Here is a 22122-nt window from a genome sequence, read left to right on the forward strand (position 1 = left end):
TCGGCCCATCGACAGCAAAGCTGTCGATCCGTGCTCGCGCAGCGAGACGGCGATCATCAGATCGCCGAGGGCCGCCGGAGGCTGCTTCTTCATGCCTTCGTCCCCAGCCGATAGGTTTCCTCGTCCGCCGGGAAGGTGCCCTTGCGGATATCGTCGGCGTAGGTTGTGGTGGCTTGCTGGATGGTCTCTTTGAGGTTGGCGTAGCGTCGGACGAATTTGGGGGTCCAGTCGAAGAGGCCCAGCATGTCTTCGGTCACGAGGATCTGGCCGTCGCATTGGGCAGAGGCGCCGATACCGATGGTGGGGGCGTTGACGTTGCGGGTGATGGTATCTGCGAGGTCGGCGGCCACGCCTTCGACGACGAGCGCGAAGGCGCCGGCCAGGTCGGCCGCCGTCGCGTCATCGAGGACTTGTTGGCGCTCGGCCTCGGTGCGGCCCTTGGCCTTGAAGCCGCCGTCCGCGTTGCTGGCCTGCGGGCGCAGGCCGACATGGCCGATGACGGGGATGCCGCGATCGACGAGGAAAGCGATGGTTCGCGCGACGCCCTTATGGGTTTCGAGCTTGACGGCCTGGCAGCCGGTCTCGGCGATGAGGCGGCTGGCGCTGGCGAAGGCCTGTTCCGGGCTGGCCTCGTAGGTGCCGAAGGGAAGGTCGACGGCGACCAGGGCATGGCTGCTGCCGCGCATGACGGCCTGGCCGTGGAGAATCATCATCTCGAGCGTCACGCCCTGGGTGCTGGGCAGGCCGTGGACGACCATGCCGAGGGAATCGCCGACGAGGAGGAGGTCGACCAGGGGATCGAGGAGGGCTGCCATGGGGGTCGTGTAGGCGGTGAGGGCGACGATCTTTTGTCCGCCTTTGCGGCCGGCGATCTCGGGAACGGTGATGCGGCGGGTCTGCTCGGTCTGGCGCGACAAGCTGGTGTCTCCTCGGCCTCGGGTGCATGGCAGGACGGTGATGTCTTCGGAGGGCTTACATCGCCGCGGTGCTGGAAGCCATGGGTCGTCGTGGTGAGCGGTTATGGAGCGCCCCGCGGCGGCTGGACAGCGCCCAGAGGGGGCGGCAGATGGGTATGGCCTGGATGCATTGGCTTTGGAGGAAGTGGATGGCTGGCTGCGGATCTGGCACGAGCGCAAGGAGACGAGCATGGCGCCTGGCGGGAAGGTCTGGTTCACGAGCGATACGCATTTCAACGACCCGCGCGTGCTGGGGATCGACAGGCGGCCTTATGCGACGCTAGCGCTGCACGACGCGGCGCTCGAGGCCGGCTGGAACGAGGTCGTGGCTGCAAGCGACGAGGTCTGGCATCTGGGCGATGTCGCGAGGTTGAGCAAAGCGGAGATCGGCTCGCTGCTTGGTCGGTTGAACGGCGTCAAGCATTTGATCGTCGGCAATAATGACGGTGCATCGACGCTGGAGGCCGAGGGCTGGGCCAGCGTGCGAACTTATCACGAGCTTTTCTTGGAGGGGCGGCATCTGATCCTTTGTCATTATCCATTCCGCACGTGGAATCAGATGGGCAGGAAGTCGATCGACCTCCACGGTCACAGTCATGGAGCGCTCTCGCCGATGACGCGGCAATATGATGTGGGGGTGGATGTGTGGTCCTACAGGCCCGTTGACCTGGCGACCATACTGGCTACGAGGCGGCGTGCCGCCAGGGGGGGAGGGGTCAAGCGCTTGGCCACTGGGGAGGGTGAAGAGCGATGACGATCGTCGCGGCCTGGGTCTACCGGGAGGGCAAGCGCATCCGGCAGGCGAGCCTCGATCAGCCGGAGAGCTGGCAGGTCAAGGGGGACGAGTTCATCTGGATCGGGCTGCACGAGCCGGATGCCGGGGAATTGCAGCAGCTTGCCCGCCATTTCGACCTGCATCCCCTGGCGGTGGAAGATGCGCTGGAGGCGCATCAACTGCCCAAGGTTGAGGTCTATGGCGAGCAACTCTTCATGGTCCTCAAGACGGCCGCCCTGGAGGACTGGCAGATCGTCTATGGCGAGACCGACATCTTCCTCGGTCGCCGGCATATCATCACGGTCCGCCACGGCTCGAGCCGCAGCCACCATAAGCTGCGGGAGCATCTGGAGGCGGCGCCCAGTTTGCTTCAGCATGGCGGCGACTATGTGGTGCACGGGGTGCTGGACTTCATCGTCGACGGCTATCTGCCGATCATCGAGGCGATTGAGGAGCGTGTGCTCGTCATGGAGCGGGAGACGATCGACAATCCGCTGCAGCGGCGCGACGCCAGGGCGATCTTCGGGCTGCGGCGCGAACTGATCCGCTTCAAGCGGATCATGGGGCCGATGGGGGAGGTCTGCAACAAGCTCATCAATCTCGAGCTGCCTTGTATCGATGACAATGTGCGGCCCTATTTCCGCGATGTCTTCGACCATGTGCGCCGTGTCGATACGATGGTGGACGGGCTGCGCGAGATCCTCACCTTCGTCTTCGAGGCAAGCAGCTTGCTGGAGCAGCAGCGCCAGAGCGACATCACCCGCAAGCTCGCGGCCTGGGCCGCGATCCTGGCGGTACCGACGGCGATCGCTGGCATCTACGGCATGAATTTCGAGAACATGCCGGAGTTGAAGACCGAGTATGGCTATTTCGTCGTTCTGGGCGTGATCGTTTGCGCGTGCAGCTTTCTTTACTACCGTTTCAAGCGCTCACGCTGGCTTTAGGCCGGTGGTCGATTGCGGCTTGCGAGCAACCTTTGAGTAGCGCCAAGTATCGAAACGGGCGGGCAGCGGGAGGGCCCTTAATCGTGACCTGGCCTCGCCTTTGGATCGTCGGGCGTTAAAGACTCCTTAAAGAGCCTTGCCTACTGTGTTCGAAGGCGTCTTACTCCTCGGCACCGCGACTGCTAAGCGTTATTGGGTACAATGAATAAGGAGGCGAACCCGTGGAGCCGCAAGCCTGGTCGCAGATCTATGATCCTTTAGGCAATGCCGTCATCTCGACAATCATCGCGGCTCTGCCGATCGCCGTCCTTCTCGGTGCGATTGCGATTTTCGAGATCAAGGCGCATATCGCCGCCCTGCTTGGTCTGCTTGCGGCTCTTGTGGTGGCCATCGTCGGCTTTGGCATGCCGACCTCGATGGCGGTGGCCGCGGCCGCCTATGGCGGGGCCTATGGCCTGATGCCGATCGGCTGGATCATCGTCAACGTCATCTTCCTCTATCGCCTCACCTACGAAAAGGGCGAGTTCGACGTCCTTCAGCGCAGCATCGGCAGTCTGTCGGACGACAAGCGCCTGCAGTTGCTCTTCATCGCCTTTTCCTTCGGTGCCTTCTTCGAGGGGGCGGCTGGTTTCGGCACGCCGGTTGCCGTCACAGCGGCGATGCTTATCGGCCTTGGCTTCTCGCCGCTGGCCGCTTCGGGCCTTTCCCTGATCGCCAATACGGCCCCTGTGGCTTTCGGTGCGCTGGGCACGCCCGTAATCGCGCTGGCGGCGGTATCGGGGCTCGATCTCCACGAGCTTACCGGCATGATCGGCCGCCAGTTGCCCTTCTTCTCGCTGATCGTGCCGTTCTGGCTGATCTGGGCCTTTGCGGGCTTCAGGAAGATGATCGAGATCTGGCCGGCCGTTCTGATCGCCGGCGTCAGTTTCGCGTTGCCGCAATATCTGGTCTCGAACTTTCATGGTCCCTGGCTCGTCGACATCGTGGCTTCCCTCGTGTCGATGGCGGCTCTGGCCCTCTTCATGCGCGTTTGGTCACCCAAGAAGCCCATGACCGAAATGCCCGGCCGTTTTGCCAAATCCAGCACGGACGAGCTGCCGCCCGAAATGGCAGTTCGCGAGGGCTCGGCGCTGCGTGCATGGATCCCCTGGATCATCCTTTCGGTCTTCGTGTTTCTCTGGGGCGTGCCGCAGGTCAAAGACCTCCTGGACGGCCTCTATATCGCCAAGCCCGCCGTGCCCTTCCTGAACGATCTGGTTTTGAAGGTGCCGCCGGTCGTCACCGCACCCGCCGTCGAGCATGCGGTCTATATCTTCAATATCGTCTCGATGACCGGTACCGGCATCCTGCTGGCGGCCATCATCGGTGGCTTCGTCCTGGGATACGGACCGATCGCCCTGGTCCGGGAGTATCTCAAGACTTTCTGGATCGTGCGCTATTCGCTGATCACGATCGCCTGCATGCTGGCTCTTGGCTACGTCACCCGCTATTCGGGTACCGATGCGACGATGGGGTTGGCCTTCGCTCAGACGGGCTGGCTCTATCCCTTCTTCGGCACGATGCTGGGCTGGTTGGGCGTGGCGCTGACGGGCTCCGATACCGCCTCGAACGTGCTTTTTGGCGGCCTGCAGCGGGTGACCGCCCATCAGCTCGGGCTCAATCCCGTCCTGATGGCGGCGGCCAACAGCTCGGGCGGCGTCATGGGCAAGATGATCGACGCGCAGAGCATCGTCGTCGCCTCGACGGCGACGCGCTGGTACGGGCATGAGGGCAACATCCTGCGCTATGTCTTCTTCCATAGCATCGCGCTGGCGGCCCTGGTCGGCCTCATGATCATGGCACAGGCTTATATCGCCCCCTTCACCTACCTGGTGCCGCCGATGCCGATGGCGCCGGTTTCCTCGCCGCCCTGATCAGGTTTCCGTGAAGTGAGCGGTGCGTTGCCGCTCATTCGCGAGATTCCCTTAAGTGTCTGACGATATGAAGAGGCCTGGGCAAATGTCCCGGGGGGACGCCGCATCGTCGTCCTGGCGCGATCATGCGGAGGCTTGATGACGTTGAGGGACAAGGCGGCGATCCTCCGCCGTCGCTCGGTCTTCCTGGCCCTGGTGCTCGGCACCATCGGCGGCCTTTTTTATCTGATGGCGCTGCTCCTGGCCGGCGATGGGCTGGACCTCATCGATGTTGGGCTCCTTGGCTGCTTCCTCGTCATGCTGCCTTGGAACGCGCTCAATTTCTGGAACGCCGCGGTTGGCGTTGGCCTCATGCTGCGGCGGGGCCGGCCGCTAGATCGCGTGGTGCCCAGGCTTCGCTCGCGAGCGCCCCTGCGTGGCCGGACGGTCGTGGCCATGCCGATCTTCGAGGAGGACCCGACACGCGTGCGCCGCCATCTCGAGGCCATGCGCGCCAGCCTGGAAGCCTTGCCGCAGGCGGCATTTTTCGAGATCCACATCCTGAGCGACACCCAGGATCCGGTCCTGTCCGCCCAGGAGGCCTGCAGCCTCGAGGCGTGGCCGCCCGGCCCGGTCTCGATTCATTACTGCCGCCGCACCACCAATGCGGATGCCAAGCAGGGCAATCTTTGGGCTTTTCTCGATCGGCTCCGGCCGGGTTTCGCCTACATGCTGGTGCTGGATGCCGATTCGCTGATGACGGGGGCGGCCATCCACGATCTGGTGCGCCGCATGGATGCCGATCAGCACCTCGGCATTCTCCAGACGCTGGCCGTGGGCCTGCCGAGCGCGAGCGGCTTTGCCCGGCTCTTCCAGTACGGTATGCGGCAGGGCATGCAGATGTTCGCGCTGGGTGCTGCCTGGTGGCAGGGAGCGACCGGTTGCTACTGGGGGCACAACGCGCTCATCCGCCTGGCACCTTTCAAGGCCGCCTGCCGCCTGCCGACGCTGCCGGGCAGGCCACCCTTTGGCGGGCTCATCCTCAGCCACGATCAGGCGGAGGCGGCCCTCATGCGACGCGCCGGCTATGCCGTCCGCGTCCTGCCGGAAGAGGCCGGCTCGTTTGAGGAAAATCCACCCACGCTTCCTGAGTTCCTGAAGCGCGATCTGCGCTGGTGCCAGGGCAACATGCAATATGGTCGGCTGCTTTTCTGGCGCGGCCTCACCTGGATGAGCCGGCTGCAGTTGCTCCTGGCCATGCTCATGTACCTGCAAGCCGCCGCCTGGCTGGGCTTTTTGCTCCTGTCGCTGCTGCGCCCGCTCCTGATCAAGGCGGGTTTGTTGGCGGCACCGACGGTGCCAGGGAAGGCGGCGCTGGGCTTTGGCCTCTATCTGGTTGTCATGTTCATGGTGCTGACGCCCAAGGCCATGGGCCTCCTCATGACCCTCCTCCGACCGGGAGCCAGACATGCGTTCGGCGGCACGCGGACGATCCTCGTCTCGGGCGCCGCCGAGTTCCTCTTCTCGCTCCTTCTCATGCCGCTCCTGGCCGCAAGGCAGGCTTTTTTTATCCTCGGCCTGTTCGCCGGCCGGGCACGGATCTGGTCGAGCCAGCGCCGCGATCAGCACCGCGTCCCGCTGGGTGAGGCCTGGCGAAATCTAGGCCCCATGGCCGGGCTTGGTTGCCTTTTGACCGTCAGTGCTTTCTGGAGCGCGCCCACATCTCTGCCTATGCTGCTGCCGGTCGTCCTCCCGCTCATGCTGGCACCCTTTCTGGCCTGGGCCTCCGCCTTGCCAGCCGTCGGGCGCTGGCTCGTCCGGCTCCGCGTGGGGGCAACGCCCGAGGAATTCGATCCGCCCGATGAGGTGAGGGCGGCCGGCCACGATCTGGCCAGCCGGAGCCTGCCGGCGGGGCGGGCGATGACCGGTCTGACCGACGGGCTGGCTTGACCGCCGCCGCCGCATTTGAAAAGCATGACCGAGACGAGAGGACGAAATCCGGCATGCACAAGAAAATCCGTCTGACGCTGGGAGCGCTGGCGCTCGGCTGGCTGGCCATGGGCTCCGTCGCGGAGGCGGCCGATACGCTTCCCGCCGGCGCGGTCCTGGTGCCGCGCGGCCTCGATCCGTCCGGCCGGTATCTCCTGGCCTTGCATAAGGACGGTGCCGGCTGTTCAACGCTCGAGCGCTACACTCGTGGCGGCGGTGGTTGGGCGGCCGATGGCTCGATCGGGGGCGAGGCAAGCCCTTGCCGGCCGCTCGCGGTGGCCGCTGGCGGTGCCACGGCGGTGCTTTATGACTATGGCGGTGATCGCGCGACGGTCGTCGGCGGCCTCGATGGCAGCCTGACCCGCGCCGGCAGCCTGGTGCTCAGCGGCAGCAAGGCTTTCGCCAACCCGCCGCCGCCGGGCGTCGCCGTGTCGGCGGCCGGCGATGCGATCCTTCTCGGCGCGCCCAACTATGAGTGCAAATACGGCGTGCCGCTCAAGCGCTGTGGCGTGGCCGAGCTGTTTCTCGCCGCCGGTGGCACCTGGCGCCAGGCCGACACGATCGCCTTTCCCGAAGGTGGGCCCTTCAATGTCGAATTCGGCCACGCGCTGGCGGTCGGCAACGCCGGCGCGCTCATCGCGGTCGGCGGGCCTGGCAAGAGCGGTGATCAGGGCGAAGTCTATCTCTACGAGCGCCAGACGGACGGCCATCTGCAAGAGGCCGGTGTTCTCGTGCCGGATACGCGCGGCGAGGCCAGCTTCGGTAGCGACATCGCCATGTCGGCGGATGGCCTGGTCATCGCCGTCGGCGGTGACCAAGCCGTCTATCTCTTCGGCCGCGATGCGAAGGGCTGGGCCGGGCTCGCGCGCGTCGCCGCACCAGAAGCCCGGGCCGGCTATTTTGGCGCGTCCGTGGCGCTTTCGAGCGACGGCTCTCGCCTCCTGGTGGGCGCTCCTCGCGCCACATGCAAATCGGGACCATCGCGCTGTGGTGCCGCCTATCTCTTCCAGCGCCAGGGCGCTGGCTGGGCGCTGAAGGACAGCCTCGATGCGCCCGTGCCGACGCCCGAGACCGATTTCGGCTACGCCGTGGCGTTGGACAAAGCTGGCCGCATGGCTGCCGTGCAGGGCAAGGAAGCCTATCTCTTTGAGCTGAACTAGCAGGACCGGGTTTTCTCGCCGGCGCCAAGCGCTAGACTTGGCGGGTCACGAGCAGAAAAGGCCACGCGCATACATGGCCATGAGGAGCAAGCGTATGCACATCGATCTTTCCGGCAAGCACGCCCTGGTGACCGGCTCGACGGCCGGCATCGGCTACGGCATCGCCCGTGGCCTTGCCAAGAGCGGCGCCATCGTCACCCTGAACGGTCGGAGCGAGGCCAGGGTCAAGGAGGCCACGGCAAGACTCCAGGCCGATCTTCCCGATGCCGACATTTCGGGCATTGCCGCTGACGTCGGCACGAAGGAAGGTTGCCAGGCCCTGGCGCAGGCCGTGGGCGAGGTCGACATTCTCATCAACAATGCCGGCATCTTCGAACCCACGCCCTTCTTCGAGATCCCCGACGGCGACTGGGAGGAGGTCTTCAGGGTCAACGTCATGAGCGGCGTTCGCATGGCCACGGCCCTGGCGCCGGCGATGCAGGCCAAAGGCTGGGGTCGGATCATCTTCATCTCCAGCGAATCGGCCATCAATATTCCAACCGAGATGGTCCATTACGGCATGAGCAAGACGGCCCAGTTGGCCGTCTCGCGCGGCTTGGCTCAGACGCTCGCGGGCAGCGGCATTACCGTCAATTCGGTGCTCCCCGGGCCTACCATGTCGGAAGGCGTCGAGGCGATGTTCCACCAGATCGCCAAGACGCAGGGCAAGAGCTTCGAGGCGGTCGCGGCGGGGTTCGTCAAGGAGCATCGCCCGAGTTCGCTGATCGGCCGCGTCGCCGAGGTCGAGGAGGTCGCTGCCATGGTCGTCTACCTGTCCTCGCCCCAGGCCTCGGCCACGACCGGTGCTGCGCTCCGCGTCGAGGGCGGCATCGTGCAAAGCATCGCTTGAACGGCAGCGCGGCCCTGCTCAGCTTGACGATCGATCGGCTCGCCACGCCGATCGGCGTGGCACTCCTGGTCGTGGATGCGAACGGTGCCCTTTGCGCCTTGGACTGGGAGGATTACGAGGATCGCATGCGGCGCCTGCTGGGGCGTTTCCATGGTGCGGTGCGTCTCATCGAGGGCGAGGCGACCGCGGCCCGGGCCCTGCTGGCCCGCTATTTCGCGGGCGAGCTTGTGGCCCTGGACGCCATTGCCATTCGCACCCTGGGTGGTACGCCTTTTCAGCGTGGTGTCTGGACGGCGCTGCGCGCTATTCCGGCGGGCACCGTCACCTCCTATGGCGCTCTGGCGCTCTCGCTGGAAGCGCCGGGTGCCATGCGCGCCGTCGGCATGGCCAATGGCTCTAATCCGATCGGCGTCGTTGTTCCCTGTCATCGGGTGATCGGCGCTAACGGTACGCTCACCGGCTATGGCGGCGGTCTCGAGCGCAAGCGATGGCTCCTCCAGCACGAGGGCGCCTTGCGGCACTCGACGCCTCGGCTCCTCTAGCTTCGTTTGCTCCTTGATCCCCGGCGAGGCTGAGATCGCCGATCCCTCCTCGGCCGGGCGATATGCCGGCGCGCCAGCTCGAGCAGCATGAGAAAGCCATCCCAGGGCAGGGCCGGCACCTCGCGCAGAGTCCAGTAGAGGTAGCGCGGCTGCCATTCCCGTGTCGCGGCGCGCGGCACGTGGACCTGGCCCGTGCGAAAGCCCTGCATGCGGATGAGAAGGCGGCAGCGTGGCGTGTGGAAGGCGCTCGTGCAGACCCAGACCCGTCGCACGTCCGCCCTGTCCTTGAGGAGACGCCAGGTGGCGAGCGCCGAGGCGAAGGTGTCGCGGCTCGTCTCGTCCAGGATCATGGCCTCCGCCGGCACGCCCTTGGCAAGGAGCGTGTCGCGCATGACGCTGGCCTCCGAGGGCCGGTGGTCGGCGGCGGCACCCGAGAGGATGAAGCGGGCATTATCGAGCCGGCGCCAGGCGGAATAGCCGCCCTCGATCCGTCGCTTGAGGACGCCGCTCGGCTGGCCGTCCTCGAGCACGGCGGCGCCGAAGACGACGATCCAGTGATAGCGTGTCACGCGTCGTTCCGCTGGCCCGGTTGCCAGCCATCGGCCGCCAGGACGAAGCCCGAAAAGTCGAAGCCCGGCGCCACGATGCAGGAGACAAGCGTCCAGTCGCCCTCGCTTTCGGCGGACTGCCAGGCGTCGGGCGGGATCACGCGCTGCGGCATCTGGCCGGCGTCGAGCTCGGGTCCAAGGCGCAGGATCGTCTCGGTCTCGCCGTCGGTGCTGAGCCTGAGCGTCAACGGCGCGCCGCCATGCCACAGCCAGATCTCGGTGGCGTCCACCCGATGCCAGTGCGATCGCTCGCCGGCGCCAAGCAGGAAATAGATGGCGGTCACGGGCGAACGACCATGGCCCGCTGCCCGGTAGGTCTCGACATAGTGGCCGCCCTCGGGATGCGGCGCGAGGCCGAGCTTGTCGATCAGGGCTTCTGGGGTCATAGACATCGACCTTTGGTTCCGCGTCGTGCTTTGGGGCGATATAGGGCGCAAGGCAATGATGCACCTAGGTTCGATGAGCCCGCGGGCGCAAGACCGGGGCAGGAGATGATGGCGGAGCGATGACGCAAGCGGTTCGAGTGGTGGGTGGCGGACTGGCGGGATCGGAGGCGGCCTGGCAGTTGGCAAGGGCGGGCGTGCCGGTGCTGCTCGACGAGATGCGGCCCCTCCGACGGACGGAGGCGCACCAGACGGACGGCCTGGCCGAGTTGGTCTGCTCCAATTCCTTTCGCTCCGACGACGCGCTCAACAACGCGGTGGGCCTCCTCCATGAGGAGATGCGCCAACTGGGCTCGCTCGTCATGAAGATCGCCGACCTGACCAAGCTTCCGGCCGGCGGTGCCCTGGCTGTCGATCGTCAGGCGTTCTCCGCGGGCGTCGAGGCGGCCATCAGGCAAGAGCCGCTCATCACGCTCCGGCGCCAGGAGGTCATGGCCCTGCCGCCGGCCTCGGGCGGCCAGGTCATCATCGCCACCGGGCCGCTGACCGGCGCCGAACTTGCGGCCGACATCGCTCGCGTCGGCGGCCAGGCGCATCTGGCCTTCTTCGATGCCATCGCCCCCATCGTCCTGCGCGAGACGATCGACATGGATGTGGCCTGGATGCAGTCCCGCTACGACAAGGAGGGGCCGGGCGGCGGCAATGCCGACTATATCAACTGCCCCCTCGACGAGGCCACCTACCAGGCCTTTATCGCAGCCCTCCTTGCGGGCGAGAAAACCGATTTCAAGGAATGGGAGAAGGACACGCCCTATTTTGAGGGCTGCCTGCCGATCGAGGTGATGGCGGGGCGTGGCCCGGACACGCTCCGCTTTGGCCCCATGAAGCCCGTGGGGCTGACGGACCCGCGCACGGGCAGACGGCCGCACGCCGTGGTCCAGCTACGCCAGGACAATGCCCTGGGTTCGCTCTTCAACATGGTGGGCTTTCAGACCAAATTGCGTCATGGTGAGCAGGTACGCATCTTCCGCATGATCCCGGGCCTGGAGCAGGCGAGTTTCGCGCGGCTGGGCGGTCTGCACCGCAATACCTTCATCAACAGCCCGCTCTTGCTGGACGCCGCGCTGCGGCTGAAGGCGATGCCGCATGTCCGCCTGGCGGGCCAGGTCACCGGCGTCGAGGGCTATGTCGAGAGTGCTGCCGTCGGCCTGCTGGCGGGGCGCTTTGCCGCCGCCGAGGCCTTGGGCCAGGCGATCGAGGCACCACCGCCCGAGACGGCGCACGGTGCCCTGTTGGCCCACCTGACCGGCGGTGCCGATGCAACGACCTTCCAGCCCATGAACGTCAATTTTGGTCTCCTGCCGCCTCCTCCGCCGGGCACGCGCAAGAATGAGCGCAAGCAAAGCCAGGCGAGGCTGGCCCTTGAGCGCCTCCACGCATGGCGTCAAGGCTGTGGCCTGCAAGCCCTTGCCACGCCGGGCAATTCGGCTAGTAGTGCCCGATCGCAATTGGAAGTCTGAGATTAAACCCCTGAGTGGCTCTTGACCCTGGGGGCGATGGTAAGAAGGCCCTGAGGATTGACGGCAAGCGTGCAGGCAGCGGCGAAAAGCGAGGGAGCAGGCGGCAGCCGGCATCCCTTTCAGGTGCGTGGTGCGCTGCAGACCATGCTGGCGCTGCGGCTGATCGCGCCCGATGATCCCGATTTCTTCAAGCTGCTCCTGGACAAGATCGCGCACGCGCCGGACTTCTTTCGTGATGCGCCGCTCGTTATCGACGTTGCACCCATAGTCGAGGGGGCGCCGATCGACCTCGCGGCTTTCACCGAGCGGTTGCGTGCCCACCGGCTGGTCCCGATCGGTATCCAAAATGGCAGCGACGCCTGGAACGAGGCTGCGGCCGAGGCGGGCCTGGCTCGCTTCGGCGCCGGGGGCGCTGCGCAGGAGCGGGTCGCCGAGACGCCTCGGAAAGTCACCAAGGCGCCGGCCGCGAACGGCGCGGTGCCTGCGGTCAGGCGTGGCGCTTCGCGGATCGTCACCGAACCGGTCCGCGGCGGTCAGCAGATCCACGCGCCGGACGGTGATCTCGTGGTGCTGGCACCGGTCGGGCACGGGGCGGAACTGGCGGCGGCCGGACATATCCATGTCTATGGCCCGTTGCGCGGTCGTGCCTTCGCCGGCATCGACGGCGATGAGGGGGCGATGATATTTTGCGACCAGCTTGATGCCGAGCTACTCAGCATCGCTGGTGTCTATATGGTGAACGAAGCGATCGACCAGCGGCTCGTCAATCGTCGTGCCAGGGTGACCTGTGACGGCGAGCGCCTGCTACTGGCTCCCATGCCCTGATCGCGCGTGCGCTGAAAATGAAAGATCGTTTGGTTTGGAGGTTGAGGATTTGGCCACCGTCATCGTCGTAACGTCCGGCAAGGGCGGTGTCGGCAAGACAACCACATCGGCTGCCATCGCGACCGGTTTGGCCCAAAGGGGCAAGAAGACAGTCGTCATCGATTTCGATGTCGGTTTGCGCAATCTCGACCTCATCATGGGCGTCGAGCGGCGCGTCGTCTTCGACTTCATCAACGTCATCAATGACGGGATCAGGCTGAACCAGGCCTTGATCAAGGATAAGCGGGTCGACAATCTCTTCATCCTGCCGACCTCGCAGACCAAGGACAAGGACGCGCTCACCCACGAGGGCGTCGAGAAGGTGCTGGACGAGCTTCGCCAGGAGTTCGATTATATCGTCTGCGACAGCCCGGCCGGCATCGAGCGTGGAGCGCAGCTGGCGCTCTATTTTGCCGATGAGGCCGTGGTCGTCACCAATCCTGAGGTCTCGAGCGTTCGCGACAGTGATCGCATCCTCGGCATCTTGAACAGCCGCTCACGCCGGGCCGAGCGCGGCGAGGCGGCGGTCAAGCAGCATCTCCTGCTTACGCGCTATGACCTGGAGCGGGTCGCGCGCGGCGAGATGCTCAAGCTCGACGATGTTCTGGACATCTTGGCCATTCCCGTGCTGGGCGTCATACCCCAGGATGATATGGTGCTGCAGGCCTCGAATATCGGCACGCCGATCATTCTGGACGAGCGTTCCATCGCGGGGCAGGCCTATCGGGATTCGGTCTCGCGGCTCTTGGGCGAAACCCTCGAACTTCGCTACGTGGCGCCGCAAAAGCGCGGCTTCATGAGCTGGCTTCGGGGGAGGAGCGCGTGAAACTCTTCGACCTTTTTCGTCGCTCGCGCGAGACGACTTCGGCCAATGCCGCCAAGCAGCGCCTGCAGGTGCTCTTGACGTTGGAGCGCTCGGCCATGACGGGGCCCGACTTTCTGCCCCTCATGCAGCGGGAGCTCCTCGACGTCATCAAGAAATATGTCGAGATCGACGACGGCAAAGTGAAGGTCGAGTTCGAGCGTGACCAGTCGATGTCGATGCTGGCGGTCAATATTGAGCTGCCGCCCGACATGCTCGGCAAGCCTGTCTGAAGGCGGTTGGCATTAAGCTGGTGTTAAGTCTTTTCCGATAGTGTCGGTCCCGCGATGGATGGTCGGCTATCGAAAGACAGAAGATGTTGGGACTTACCCGTCGGGCGCATAAGCCTGAGGCCTTAGGCGAGGCCGGGCTGGACCAGCCCGATACTTGGCGACGGGCTGCCGTCTGGCTGGATGGCATGCCCACCGCCATTCTTGTGGTCGACGTCGATAGCGGCCTCATTCTCTACGCTAATAAGGCGAGCGAGGCTTTGCTGGCGACGCTGCCGGGCCTCGGTCATGCGCTCGTCGGTGCGAGCCTGGAAACGCTGCGTATCGACCGCGACCTTGCGCGGCAGGTCGTCGCCAGGCCCGAGGGTGGCCCACTTGGCGGCCGGCTGGAGGCAGGCGGTGAGATCATCGACCTTCTCTACTCGGCTCTGCCGGCCACGGAAGGCCGCCATGCCTTGGTGACTTGGTGGTCGGCAACCCAGCAAGCGACGATCGGCCGGCGATTCAAGAGCGAGCTTGCGACGGCCACGGGCAATATTGAGGCGGCAACAGACGGCCTCGAGCGGGCCAGCGGCGACATTCGCGGCATCATCGAAAAGACGGCGCGCGATGCGCAGGCAATGGCGGCGGCCGCCGGTGAGCTCGATCGGGCAGTAGCGGAGATTTCCGGCCAACTCGGGCGGGCGACCTCGATCGGTTCGGCCGCAGCGGGCGAGGCGCAGCGCGCGGAGAGCTGCATACGCGAACTGGCGGGCTCGGCGGCGACGATCGATTCGGTCGTCGGCATGATCCGCGAAATTGCCGAGCAGACCAATCTTTTGGCCCTAAACGCGACGATCGAAGCGGCGCGTGCCGGCGATGCTGGGCGTGGCTTTGCCGTCGTCGCCCAGGAAGTGAAGCAATTGGCCTCGCAGACCGCGCGTTCGACCCGTGACATCGCCGCCCAGGTGGCGGCCATCCAGCTTGGCACCGAGGCAGCGGTCAGCGCCATCGAGACAGTGAACCGTATCGCCAGCGAGATGCAGGGCGTCCTTACCATCATCGCAGCCGCGGTCGAGGAGCAGAGTGCGGCTACCAGCAACGTCGCGGCGATTATCGGCGGCGTGACTCATGCCGTGGCGGAGACCGAGGGCCACACACAGAATCTCGGTGAAGGAACCCAGGTCCTGCGTCAGCAGACCCAGGGTCTCGGCCATGCGGTCGAGCGCTTTATAGAGGCGGCCTCGATCCTCTAGTTCCGCCGATATTGCTGGTTTGTCGTTTCGCCCATGGGTCGGCGCTTCCACCTCGTGTCTCCGGCTCTGCCGGATATCACGGGCTTTGCCCTGGACTTGCCTTGTACGGTATGGCGAGAAGGGTCGCGGCCTTGTGGCCAGCTCAGGATCGCGACCCGTAAATCTGAGTTCGGCAAAAGGTTGGCGAATGTGGCCGATCTCCCCGTCGGGATTCCGTTCTAGACTTCCTTTGGCTCCTTGTTCTGAGAGGCATCGCTGATGGTCGCCAGCCGAATGACCAGATCCGACGTTGCGACCAGTAAATCCTTTGTGAAGCGCTTGAGAATGTCGGCTGCCGTCTGGCCGCCAATGTCCTTGATCAGGAGCTGGACACCCTTGAAACTCTGCGGAAGGATGGTATCGAGGTAGATCGTATGGGTGTTGGCGGCCGTGGTCGCGCCGATGCCCTCCCGGCTGGAGAAACCGATCGCCACGATCATGAGGTCATGATCGTTCGGTTCACATGCGGCAGTCCCGTGACGAGCTCTACACGCTGCTCGCGGCGGCGCATCGATCGCCTGCTCCATGAGGCCTGCGGAAGCCGCTGCCGCTATGAGGTTCGTGGCCGAACCCGGAAGCGGTGGCTCGGCGGCGGCGCTGTGGGTCTGCAGCAGGCGTCGCAGCCATGGCGGCAGCACAAGGGAGCGTCATGCGCATCATTTCTTGCTCACATAGCCGGGGCGTACGGCTCAAGGATCGATCGTCGCGCCTCGGCATCAGGCGCCTCGCGAAGCGCCCGCCTTTTTTGCAGGGCGGAAACTTAAGTAGGATCGATTGGTAAGCCCAAGCACAGGCCAATCGCGGGGAACGCCCTTCCCGGCCGGCTGTTCTCGAGCCACCTGTGGGCATCGCCTTTTCGCTGATCATCCGAGAGGGGATATGGGACGCCTCGAGATCTTCGATGGCCTGCGCGGCTATTTTCTTGTCTTCATGCTGATCAACCACCTGACTTTCACGGGCGGCTCCATCCTCTTGCACGTTAATCATGCCGAGCTCGGTTTCGTGCAGGATGCGCAGGGCTTCGTCTTCCTTTCGGGCCTGCTGGTCGGCATGGTCTATGCACGGCGGATGGCGAAAGACGGGTTCCGGCAAGCGTGCCAGCGCATGTGGAAGCGCGCGCTCGAACTCTATGCCTATGCCATGGGCTGTCTTGTCGTCATCCTTCTTCTCAGCAGGCTCCTTCACTATTCGTGGGTCTTTTGGGGTGCATGGCTGGGCCAGCTGATCCGTGGCGACCTTACCTTCAAGGTGGCGGCTGCAACCTTGCTCTACCAGCCCACCTTCATGGACATCCTGCCACAATATATCTTTTATCTGATGGCGGCCCCGCCGCTCGTCTGGCTCTGCTTGAACGGCCGCTTTGCCTATGTGGCGATCGGCTCGCTGCTCCTCTGGTTCGCCGTGCAAGTCGGGCTCCATCTGCCACTTGTCGACGGGGCGGACCATGTGCTTGGCGGCTTGCGGACGAACCTTACACTTCGCGCCGGCTTCGATCCCCTGGCCTGGCAACTCCTCTTCGTCGCCGGCCTCGTCCTGGGCGCCCTAAGCTCGACGCGGCAACTCGACTGGCGGCGAGTCTTCGGCCCGAGCCAGACCATGGCCATCAAGGCAGCCCTGGCTTTTCTCGTCTTTTTCGCCGCCCTGCGCCTCGCGGAGACCTTTGACCTCTTATCCGACGATGTCATGGCAAGGTTGGCGTTCCTTGAGCGACGCGCCGAATTCGGACCAATCGGCATGCTGAATTTTGCCGCTTTGGCCTATGCCGTGGGCTGGATCCTGATGGCCGGCCCCATGGCCGAGGCCTCGTGGGTCCGACGCCTTGCCGGGTGGCTCACCGCGCTTTTTTCGCTGCCGGCCCTGAGGCTGCTCGGCCGGCACTCGCTCCAGGTCTATGCCTTCCACGTCGTTATCATCTATCTGATGCGGGGCCTTGATTGGCATTACGGACCCTTCAGCAACGCGACCAAGATCCTGCTGACGGGCTTTGGGCTGGCTCTGCTGACGCTGCCGGCACTGCTGCGCGAAATGCCGCTGGGCCAAATGTGGCGCCCGCGTGTCATGACGAGCCGCTAGAACAGCAATTCAACGTGAAGGCGTAATCGTCAGGCGCCTCCGGGCTGGCTCCTTGGCACGTGATGTGACATTGTTTGCGTTCGGCTCGGTTGATCGGTCTCCGTTCGTCCGAGCATGGTCAACGCCCCTGCAAGCGTGTCGATGAAATCGATCTCTCGTCTATCGCTCACCCGACCGTTCCGTCCGATCCGGCGGCTTCTCGGAATCCTACCGCGCCGCAAAGGCGGCGCCTTGCTGATGATGGCGCGCAATCGGCGCGGCTTCGAGAACGGCCTGGAGCTCTTCAAGGCGCTGCACGCGGCGTTCCCGCGCATGAATCTGCTAGTTGCCTCGAGCGATCGCGCCGCGCGTCGCGCCGCGCGCTGCTCGGGCCTCCCGGTACATGTCTATCCGCTGCCGCTGCCCTTCCTTGGCGCCGATGCGCGTTTCATCACAGCACTTCAGCCGAACCTTCTTCTGCTTCCCGACGGCGGCCGGGGGCTGCCGCGGCGTCTGATCGACAGACTGGCGGTCGATGGTGCCGCCACGTTGATGCTGGGTCGCCCACGCCGTGGCCTCATGCGGCGCTTGTCGCTGGCCCCGGATCTGATCGTCGTGCCGCCCGCCGAGCGCGCGGCCCTGGCGGTTGCCGACGACCCCGCGACCACCGTTATCGAACTCGACCATGAGCACGCATCGGGGACGATGCTGGCACCCGTGGTGGACCGGGCGACGCCGCTCATCGTCGCCAAGCGCGAGCTTTATCGCCGCTCGGTGCTCAAGCGCGACCGGGCGCTCGAGCCGCCGCCGCAGGGTTTTCGCGCGGTCGAGACGCTCGAGGAACTGCGCCAGCGCCTTGGCGGCCCGCAAAACATCATCTGCCTGGGCAACGGGCCATCCTCGGAAGACCCGCGGCTCGCCGACTTCGCTTTTGATTGCTGCTTCAGAGTCAATCACTCCTGGGCCACGCGCGGGTTTCTGACCACCCCCGACATGGTCTTCACCGGCGCCAAGCAGAGCATCGAGCGACTGCCCGAGCAGCGGCTGTTCGGCTTCTTCTCGATTGAATCCGAGCGGGACATATTGGGCCGGTTCACGGCGACGTCGCGCAAGCTCGACTATGCCACCGCAGAGCGGTTGGGCAGCACGGATTTCAGCCGTTTCGGCTTTTACCGGCCCACCAACGGCGCCGTGATGATCGCCGTGGCCGTGGCCCTGCGGCCCGCGCGGCTGATCGTGGGCGGCATCGACCTTTTCCGCCACCCCGCCGGCACCTATCCGGGCGATACTTCCACGCCCAACGCCTATGCCGCCCCACACGCGCCCGACCTGGAACTCGATTTCATCCTGGACATGCTGGAATCGCTGGAGGGCGAGATCGTCATTGTCGGCGACGTGCTGCGCGAGGAATGGGACAAACGCCAGCAGGCGCGCGCCAGGCAATCGCCCAGCGGCCGGCCGGCGCCGCTGGCGCAAGGTGCTGCCCTCTAGGCTGGTCGCGATCCGGCCGCGCGCCGCCGGCCCAGCTGAAGCGGCAAGGCACGCTGAGCCGTCAGGCCTTTGATGCAGTGCGACGGAGCAGCCAGCCCGTCCGCCTCCATCGTCCCGGCCGCAAGATCATCGTCCTGGCCGGCCACAATGCCATGCGCGCGCAGCCAGTAGGTCTGTGGCGCCTCCGGGCCGAGCGGTGCGGCCCCGAGATCGACGCCGGCAAAGCGCCCGAGCAGCCGGCTGAAGACATGTAGCCTCGCCTGGAGATCGACCAGCGCCGCACCGGCTTCTTCCGGCGGATAGAAATGCGCGTTCAACCGGGCGACCGAGCGGCATGTCTCCGGCCCCTCCTTGCGCAGTTCATGCCAATGCCAGCGCCAGCGGCTGATCCTGGCGTTGAGGTCAAGTCGCGGTGGCGGCAACTCGGCCAGGGCATCGGCGATGCGGTCGGCCGCCAAAATTCCCTTCATCCCGGTCAGCCGGTGCGCGACGAGTTCCCGGGCCATCGGATCGGCACGCGGCGTATCGCCTGAGAGACAGGCATCCAGCCTTGCCAGCAGGGTGTCGAGGTCGCGCACCCGCTCGCTGCAAACGCCCGTCAGGAGCGGATCGAAGGCGTCGTTCTCGACCGGTCGATAGCTCAGCGCAGGACGCCCCATGAGGTAGGCCTCGACGGCTGTCGTGCAACTGTGATGGATAACCTGGGTCGCTGCCATGATCCAGGGTTGCGCGGCATCCTCGTAGACGACATGCGCATTCGGCAAGCCGGTCAGCGACTGGCGCCAGGCATCCGGGCACTCGGCCGGATGGGGCCGCACGACCAGCCGATGGTTGGGAAACCGCCGGGCGATGGCCGGCAGGGCCTCCTTGTAGGCGGCAAAGAGCCTGTGCCGGTAGCGGGCGAGGCCCGGATCATAATATGGGGGCGGCGTCTGGCCGGCCCGCGCCAGTTCGTCTGGATGGGGTAAGCGGTTCTGCTCCGGTGTGAAAGCGTTGACCGCGGCGAAATTGCTGTTGAAGAGGATGAAGGGACCGAGCCTTGCCCGTATCGCCGCTGCCGCATCGGCATGGGCGCCGCGCAGTTCGGCGCGAAGCAGGTCGAAGCGCGCATTGCCGACGGCCCGCACTGGCGGGCGCGGCAGGCCCATTTCGACGCCCTCCCAGATGCGCGCATGCTCGGGCCCCCAAGCCAGCAGCATGTCGGCCTGCGTCATCGTCGGCACATGGACGCGGCGGCGCAGATAGAGCTCGGTCGAGTAGGTGATAAGGCCCTCCTCGTCGAGGACCGCGATCCGGTGGCCGGCCTCTCGCCAGCGGCTATAGACCTCGGCATCCGGCTGCTGGACGGTCTTTCCCAGAAGGATCGCCGGAGGCAGCGACGCATGGCGGCGAATGAGCGACTGGCGATTGCCCATCAAGACGGGATGGCCGCGCTCTGCCAGAACCGCTCCCAGAAGCAGCATGCCATCCAGCTCCCGATTGCGGATCTCGATCGGCAGGACGACGAGGGGACGGCTCGAGGGAAGGGTCATTTCAAAAAGGTAAGCGCTGCATGGGCAAGGATAGTGGCCTCCGCTGGGCGGCCCTGCCGTCGCCACGGATCTGATCGGGACGGGGCCGTTCGCGGCGCATCGCGGTGAGAACGGCCCACTTTATGGCCTCCTGGCTCATGCGGCACGTCGATGGCATAGGCTCCCCGGTCGCGCTGGCGGCTGCCGATATCATTCGCCCGTACGCCCGGATAGGCGCATTTGCCGATGCTGACGCCGGAATTGCCGGCAATGGCGATGGCACACTTGAGAACGTTCAGGAAATCCTCCGGCGCCAGGGTCTTGAAGAATTGGACGTGCGGGATCGCGTGTTTTGCGCGAAAGCGGCGGGTGCCATGCGAAGTCGTGTCCGAGCCGGCATCGGTGTTGGGCCAGAACCAGAGGGCAGGGACGGGAGGGCCGACCCTCCGGCCCTCGGCGGCGATGGCCGGATCGTCGGTCGAGAGAAGAGCCTGGTCGATCCAGGGGAGCCACTCGATCGCGTCGGTCGTCCAGGCGACGAGCGAGCGCCCCGCTACGTCTTGCAGATTTTTGTCGCGAATGCCCTTGCTGCCTCCCCGGGCGGGAACAACGGATAGAACGGCTTTGCCGGCGAACATCGCTCAGGCCTTGACGACGTTGGGCCAGGAGCCCGACGTGCCGAGCGCGTTGCGCGTATCGACGACCAGCGGGCAGTGGCTGGCCAAAAGCGCGTGATCGACCGTCTTGTGCGCCGTGCAGATGATGGCGGCATCAAAGTCCGCCAGCACCTTGGCGGACAGTATCGTGCTCTGTTTGCCGCTCAGGCCGGGATAATGCCGGGTGGCGGGAAGGACGGGCACGTGCGGATCGTGGTAGGCGACGATGGCCTCCTGGCGCTCCAGAAGCTCCCAGAGACGAAAGGCTGGGCTCTCGCGCGTGTCGTCGACATTGGCCTTGTAGGCGACGCCGACCAGAAGGACCCGCGCGCCGGCCAGCGCCTTGCGCTGCCGCCTGCTCAGGGCATCTGCCAGACGCTCGACCACATAGCGCGGCATGCTCGTATTGACCTCGCCCGCCAGCTCGATGAAGCGGGTCTGCACCTCGACCTCGCGTGCCTTCCAGGTGAGGTAGAAGGGATCGATCGGGATGCAGTGGCCGCCTAGGCCGGGGCCCGGATAGAAAGGCATGAAGCCGAAAGGCTTTGTCTTGGCCGCCTCGATCACCTCCCAGATGTCGATGTCCATGGCGGCGAAAACGGTCTTCAACTCATTGACCAGTGCGATGTTGACGGCGCGGAAGATATTCTCGGTGAGCTTGACCGCCTCGGCGGTGGCGGGGCTGGATACGCCGACCGTGCTGACGACCACGCTATCATAGAAGGCCAGCGCCAATTCCTGGGCCACGGGGCCGTCGCCGCCCACCACTCGGGGGATCTCGGCTGCCTGGAGCGGATTGCCCGGATCCTCGCGCTCGGGCGAGAAGGCCAGGTGAAAATCCCGCCCCGCGACGAGGCCGCCGCTCTGGAGGATGGGCTTGAGCAGATCTGTGGTCGTGCCTGGATAAGTGGTCGATTCCAGTACGACGAGTTGCCCTGGCCGCAGCACCCGGGCCAGGCCGCTCCCCGTCGCCTCGACATAGGAGAGATCGGGTTCCTGGTGCGGTCCCAGAGGGGTGGGCACGCAGATGACGATGATGTCCGCCTCGGCCAGGAGCGCGTAGTCATCCGTGACGCGGGCAGAGCCATTGGTGACCGCAGCGTGAACCGGGGATGCATCCAGATGGGCGATATAGGTGCGTCCGGCCTCGATGGCGGCGAGCTTGGCGCGGTCGATGTCGAAGCCGATCGCCGAATAGCCTGCCGACAGGACGGCCCGCAGGAGCGGCAGACCGACATAGCCAAGGCCGATCACAGCGACGATAGCTTTCCTCTCTTCGATCCGAGTGCGCAGGCTGACGGCGGAACCGCTCATGGAAGCATCGCTCTCAAGCTCGCTCGGACGTTTGAAGACCTGGCGGGACCGCGCTTTGCCACATCCTGTTCCCCTCCCCACCTGGTCGAGACCGCGGTGGCGAAGAGCGAAACGTGGCCGCCGGTCTGGACTATGTGAGCGATGCCGCGCCCGGCATCACGCGGGCAGCCTGTCGGCAAGGGCTTCGCCTTCTACGCGCCCGAGGATCGC

General features: G+C 65.4%; 21 protein-coding genes. 14 read left to right on the plus strand and 7 right to left on the minus strand.

Going from position 1 to position 22122, the window contains the following annotated elements; translation table 11 throughout:
- Positions 1–89 precede the first annotated feature (89 nt).
- Positions 90–917 (minus strand): 3-methyl-2-oxobutanoate hydroxymethyltransferase, encoded by an 828-nt coding sequence (gene panB, locus CFB17_RS11680; protein ID WP_243389858.1) that lies wholly within the window; start codon positions 915–917, stop codon positions 90–92.
- Between the two features lie 103 nt (positions 918–1020).
- Here panB and CFB17_RS11685 point away from each other — a divergent pair, with 103 nt between their 5' ends.
- From CFB17_RS11685 to CFB17_RS11715, 7 genes are all read left to right on the plus strand, one after another.
- Complete coding sequence (locus tag CFB17_RS11685; protein ID WP_243389859.1) at positions 1021–1710, plus strand: metallophosphoesterase family protein; 690 nt, start codon at positions 1021–1023, stop codon at positions 1708–1710.
- On the plus strand, positions 1707–2675 hold the full coding sequence (corA, locus tag CFB17_RS11690) for a magnesium/cobalt transporter CorA (protein WP_088561727.1): 969 nt from the start codon (positions 1707–1709) through the stop codon (positions 2673–2675). The genes CFB17_RS11685 and corA overlap by 4 nt, the downstream gene beginning before the upstream one ends.
- A 221-nt stretch (positions 2676–2896) precedes the next feature.
- A complete protein-coding gene (locus tag CFB17_RS11695) occupies positions 2897–4588 on the plus strand; it encodes an L-lactate permease (protein ID WP_088561728.1) in 1692 nt (563 codons plus the stop codon).
- A gap of 138 nt (positions 4589–4726) precedes the next feature.
- Entirely contained in the window at positions 4727–6517 is a 1791-nt protein-coding gene (gene mdoH / locus CFB17_RS11700; RefSeq protein WP_088561729.1) for a glucans biosynthesis glucosyltransferase MdoH, read from the plus strand.
- 53 nt (positions 6518–6570) lie between these two features.
- A complete protein-coding gene (locus CFB17_RS11705) occupies positions 6571–7716 on the plus strand; it encodes a hypothetical protein (RefSeq protein WP_133063896.1) in 1146 nt (381 codons plus the stop codon).
- A 94-nt stretch (positions 7717–7810) separates the two neighbouring features.
- Positions 7811–8605, plus strand: coding sequence for an SDR family NAD(P)-dependent oxidoreductase (locus tag CFB17_RS11710; protein ID WP_088561731.1), 795 nt, complete (start codon positions 7811–7813; stop codon positions 8603–8605).
- The gene (locus tag CFB17_RS11715; RefSeq protein WP_088561732.1) at positions 8602–9147 is read left to right on the plus strand and encodes a methylated-DNA--[protein]-cysteine S-methyltransferase; all 546 of its coding nucleotides are present in this window, start codon (positions 8602–8604) and stop codon (positions 9145–9147) included. Before CFB17_RS11710 ends, CFB17_RS11715 begins: the two co-directional genes overlap by 4 nt.
- On the opposite strand, the gene CFB17_RS11720 is transcribed toward CFB17_RS11715, so the two are convergent.
- Both CFB17_RS11720 and CFB17_RS11725 read right to left on the minus strand, forming a co-directional pair.
- Positions 9144–9716: a YdcF family protein gene (locus CFB17_RS11720; protein ID WP_165769579.1), complete on the minus strand. Its 573-nt coding sequence runs from the start codon at positions 9714–9716 to the stop codon at positions 9144–9146. The two genes, CFB17_RS11715 and CFB17_RS11720, sit on opposite strands and share 4 nt — an antisense overlap.
- Positions 9713–10147 (minus strand): cupin domain-containing protein, encoded by a 435-nt coding sequence (locus tag CFB17_RS11725; RefSeq protein WP_088561734.1) that lies wholly within the window; start codon positions 10145–10147, stop codon positions 9713–9715. Before CFB17_RS11725 ends, CFB17_RS11720 begins: the two co-directional genes overlap by 4 nt.
- A gap of 113 nt (positions 10148–10260) precedes the next feature.
- On the opposite strand from CFB17_RS11725, the gene trmFO reads away from it, so the two are divergent.
- From trmFO to CFB17_RS11750, 5 genes are all read left to right on the plus strand, one after another.
- Positions 10261–11658: a methylenetetrahydrofolate--tRNA-(uracil(54)-C(5))-methyltransferase (FADH(2)-oxidizing) TrmFO gene (trmFO, locus tag CFB17_RS11730; protein ID WP_088561735.1), complete on the plus strand. Its 1398-nt coding sequence runs from the start codon at positions 10261–10263 to the stop codon at positions 11656–11658.
- Between the two features lie 57 nt (positions 11659–11715).
- Positions 11716–12483: a septum site-determining protein MinC gene (gene minC, locus CFB17_RS11735; protein ID WP_088561736.1), complete on the plus strand. Its 768-nt coding sequence runs from the start codon at positions 11716–11718 to the stop codon at positions 12481–12483.
- Positions 12484–12532: 49 nt separating this feature from the next.
- Positions 12533–13348 (plus strand): septum site-determining protein MinD, encoded by an 816-nt coding sequence (gene minD / locus CFB17_RS11740; RefSeq protein WP_088561799.1) that lies wholly within the window; start codon positions 12533–12535, stop codon positions 13346–13348.
- A complete protein-coding gene (minE, locus tag CFB17_RS11745) occupies positions 13345–13617 on the plus strand; it encodes a cell division topological specificity factor MinE (protein ID WP_088561737.1) in 273 nt (90 codons plus the stop codon). The genes minD and minE overlap by 4 nt, the downstream gene beginning before the upstream one ends.
- 83 nt (positions 13618–13700) lie before the next feature.
- On the plus strand, positions 13701–14849 hold the full coding sequence (locus CFB17_RS11750; RefSeq protein ID WP_088561738.1) for a methyl-accepting chemotaxis protein: 1149 nt from the start codon (positions 13701–13703) through the stop codon (positions 14847–14849).
- A gap of 218 nt (positions 14850–15067) precedes the next feature.
- Here CFB17_RS11750 and CFB17_RS11755 read toward each other — a convergent pair whose 3' ends face one another.
- The gene (locus CFB17_RS11755; protein ID WP_088561739.1) at positions 15068–15328 is read right to left on the minus strand and encodes an SGNH/GDSL hydrolase family protein; all 261 of its coding nucleotides are present in this window, start codon (positions 15326–15328) and stop codon (positions 15068–15070) included.
- Between the two features lie 439 nt (positions 15329–15767).
- Between CFB17_RS11755 and CFB17_RS11760 the strand changes: the two genes are divergently transcribed.
- Positions 15768–16961: an OpgC family protein gene (locus tag CFB17_RS11760; protein WP_088561740.1), complete on the plus strand. Its 1194-nt coding sequence runs from the start codon at positions 15768–15770 to the stop codon at positions 16959–16961.
- Between the two features lie 237 nt (positions 16962–17198).
- A complete protein-coding gene (locus CFB17_RS11765) occupies positions 17199–18431 on the plus strand; it encodes a hypothetical protein (RefSeq protein ID WP_165769580.1) in 1233 nt (410 codons plus the stop codon).
- On the opposite strand, the gene CFB17_RS11770 is transcribed toward CFB17_RS11765, so the two are convergent.
- Genes CFB17_RS11770 through CFB17_RS11780 form a run of 3 tightly spaced genes read right to left on the minus strand, consistent with a single transcriptional unit; the run spans position 18428 to position 21912 of the window.
- A complete protein-coding gene (locus tag CFB17_RS11770) occupies positions 18428–19963 on the minus strand; it encodes a surface carbohydrate biosynthesis protein (protein ID WP_088561742.1) in 1536 nt (511 codons plus the stop codon). The two genes, CFB17_RS11765 and CFB17_RS11770, sit on opposite strands and share 4 nt — an antisense overlap.
- Positions 19960–20580, minus strand: coding sequence for a cytidylyltransferase domain-containing protein (locus CFB17_RS11775; protein ID WP_088561743.1), 621 nt, complete (start codon positions 20578–20580; stop codon positions 19960–19962). The genes CFB17_RS11770 and CFB17_RS11775 overlap by 4 nt, the downstream gene beginning before the upstream one ends.
- A gap of 3 nt (positions 20581–20583) precedes the next feature.
- A complete protein-coding gene (locus CFB17_RS11780; protein WP_088561744.1) occupies positions 20584–21912 on the minus strand; it encodes a nucleotide sugar dehydrogenase in 1329 nt (442 codons plus the stop codon).
- Positions 21913–22122: the final 210 nt, after the last annotated feature.

This window comes from Arboricoccus pini, assembly GCF_900187945.1.
Lineage (GTDB): Bacteria > Pseudomonadota > Alphaproteobacteria > Geminicoccales > Geminicoccaceae > Arboricoccus > Arboricoccus pini.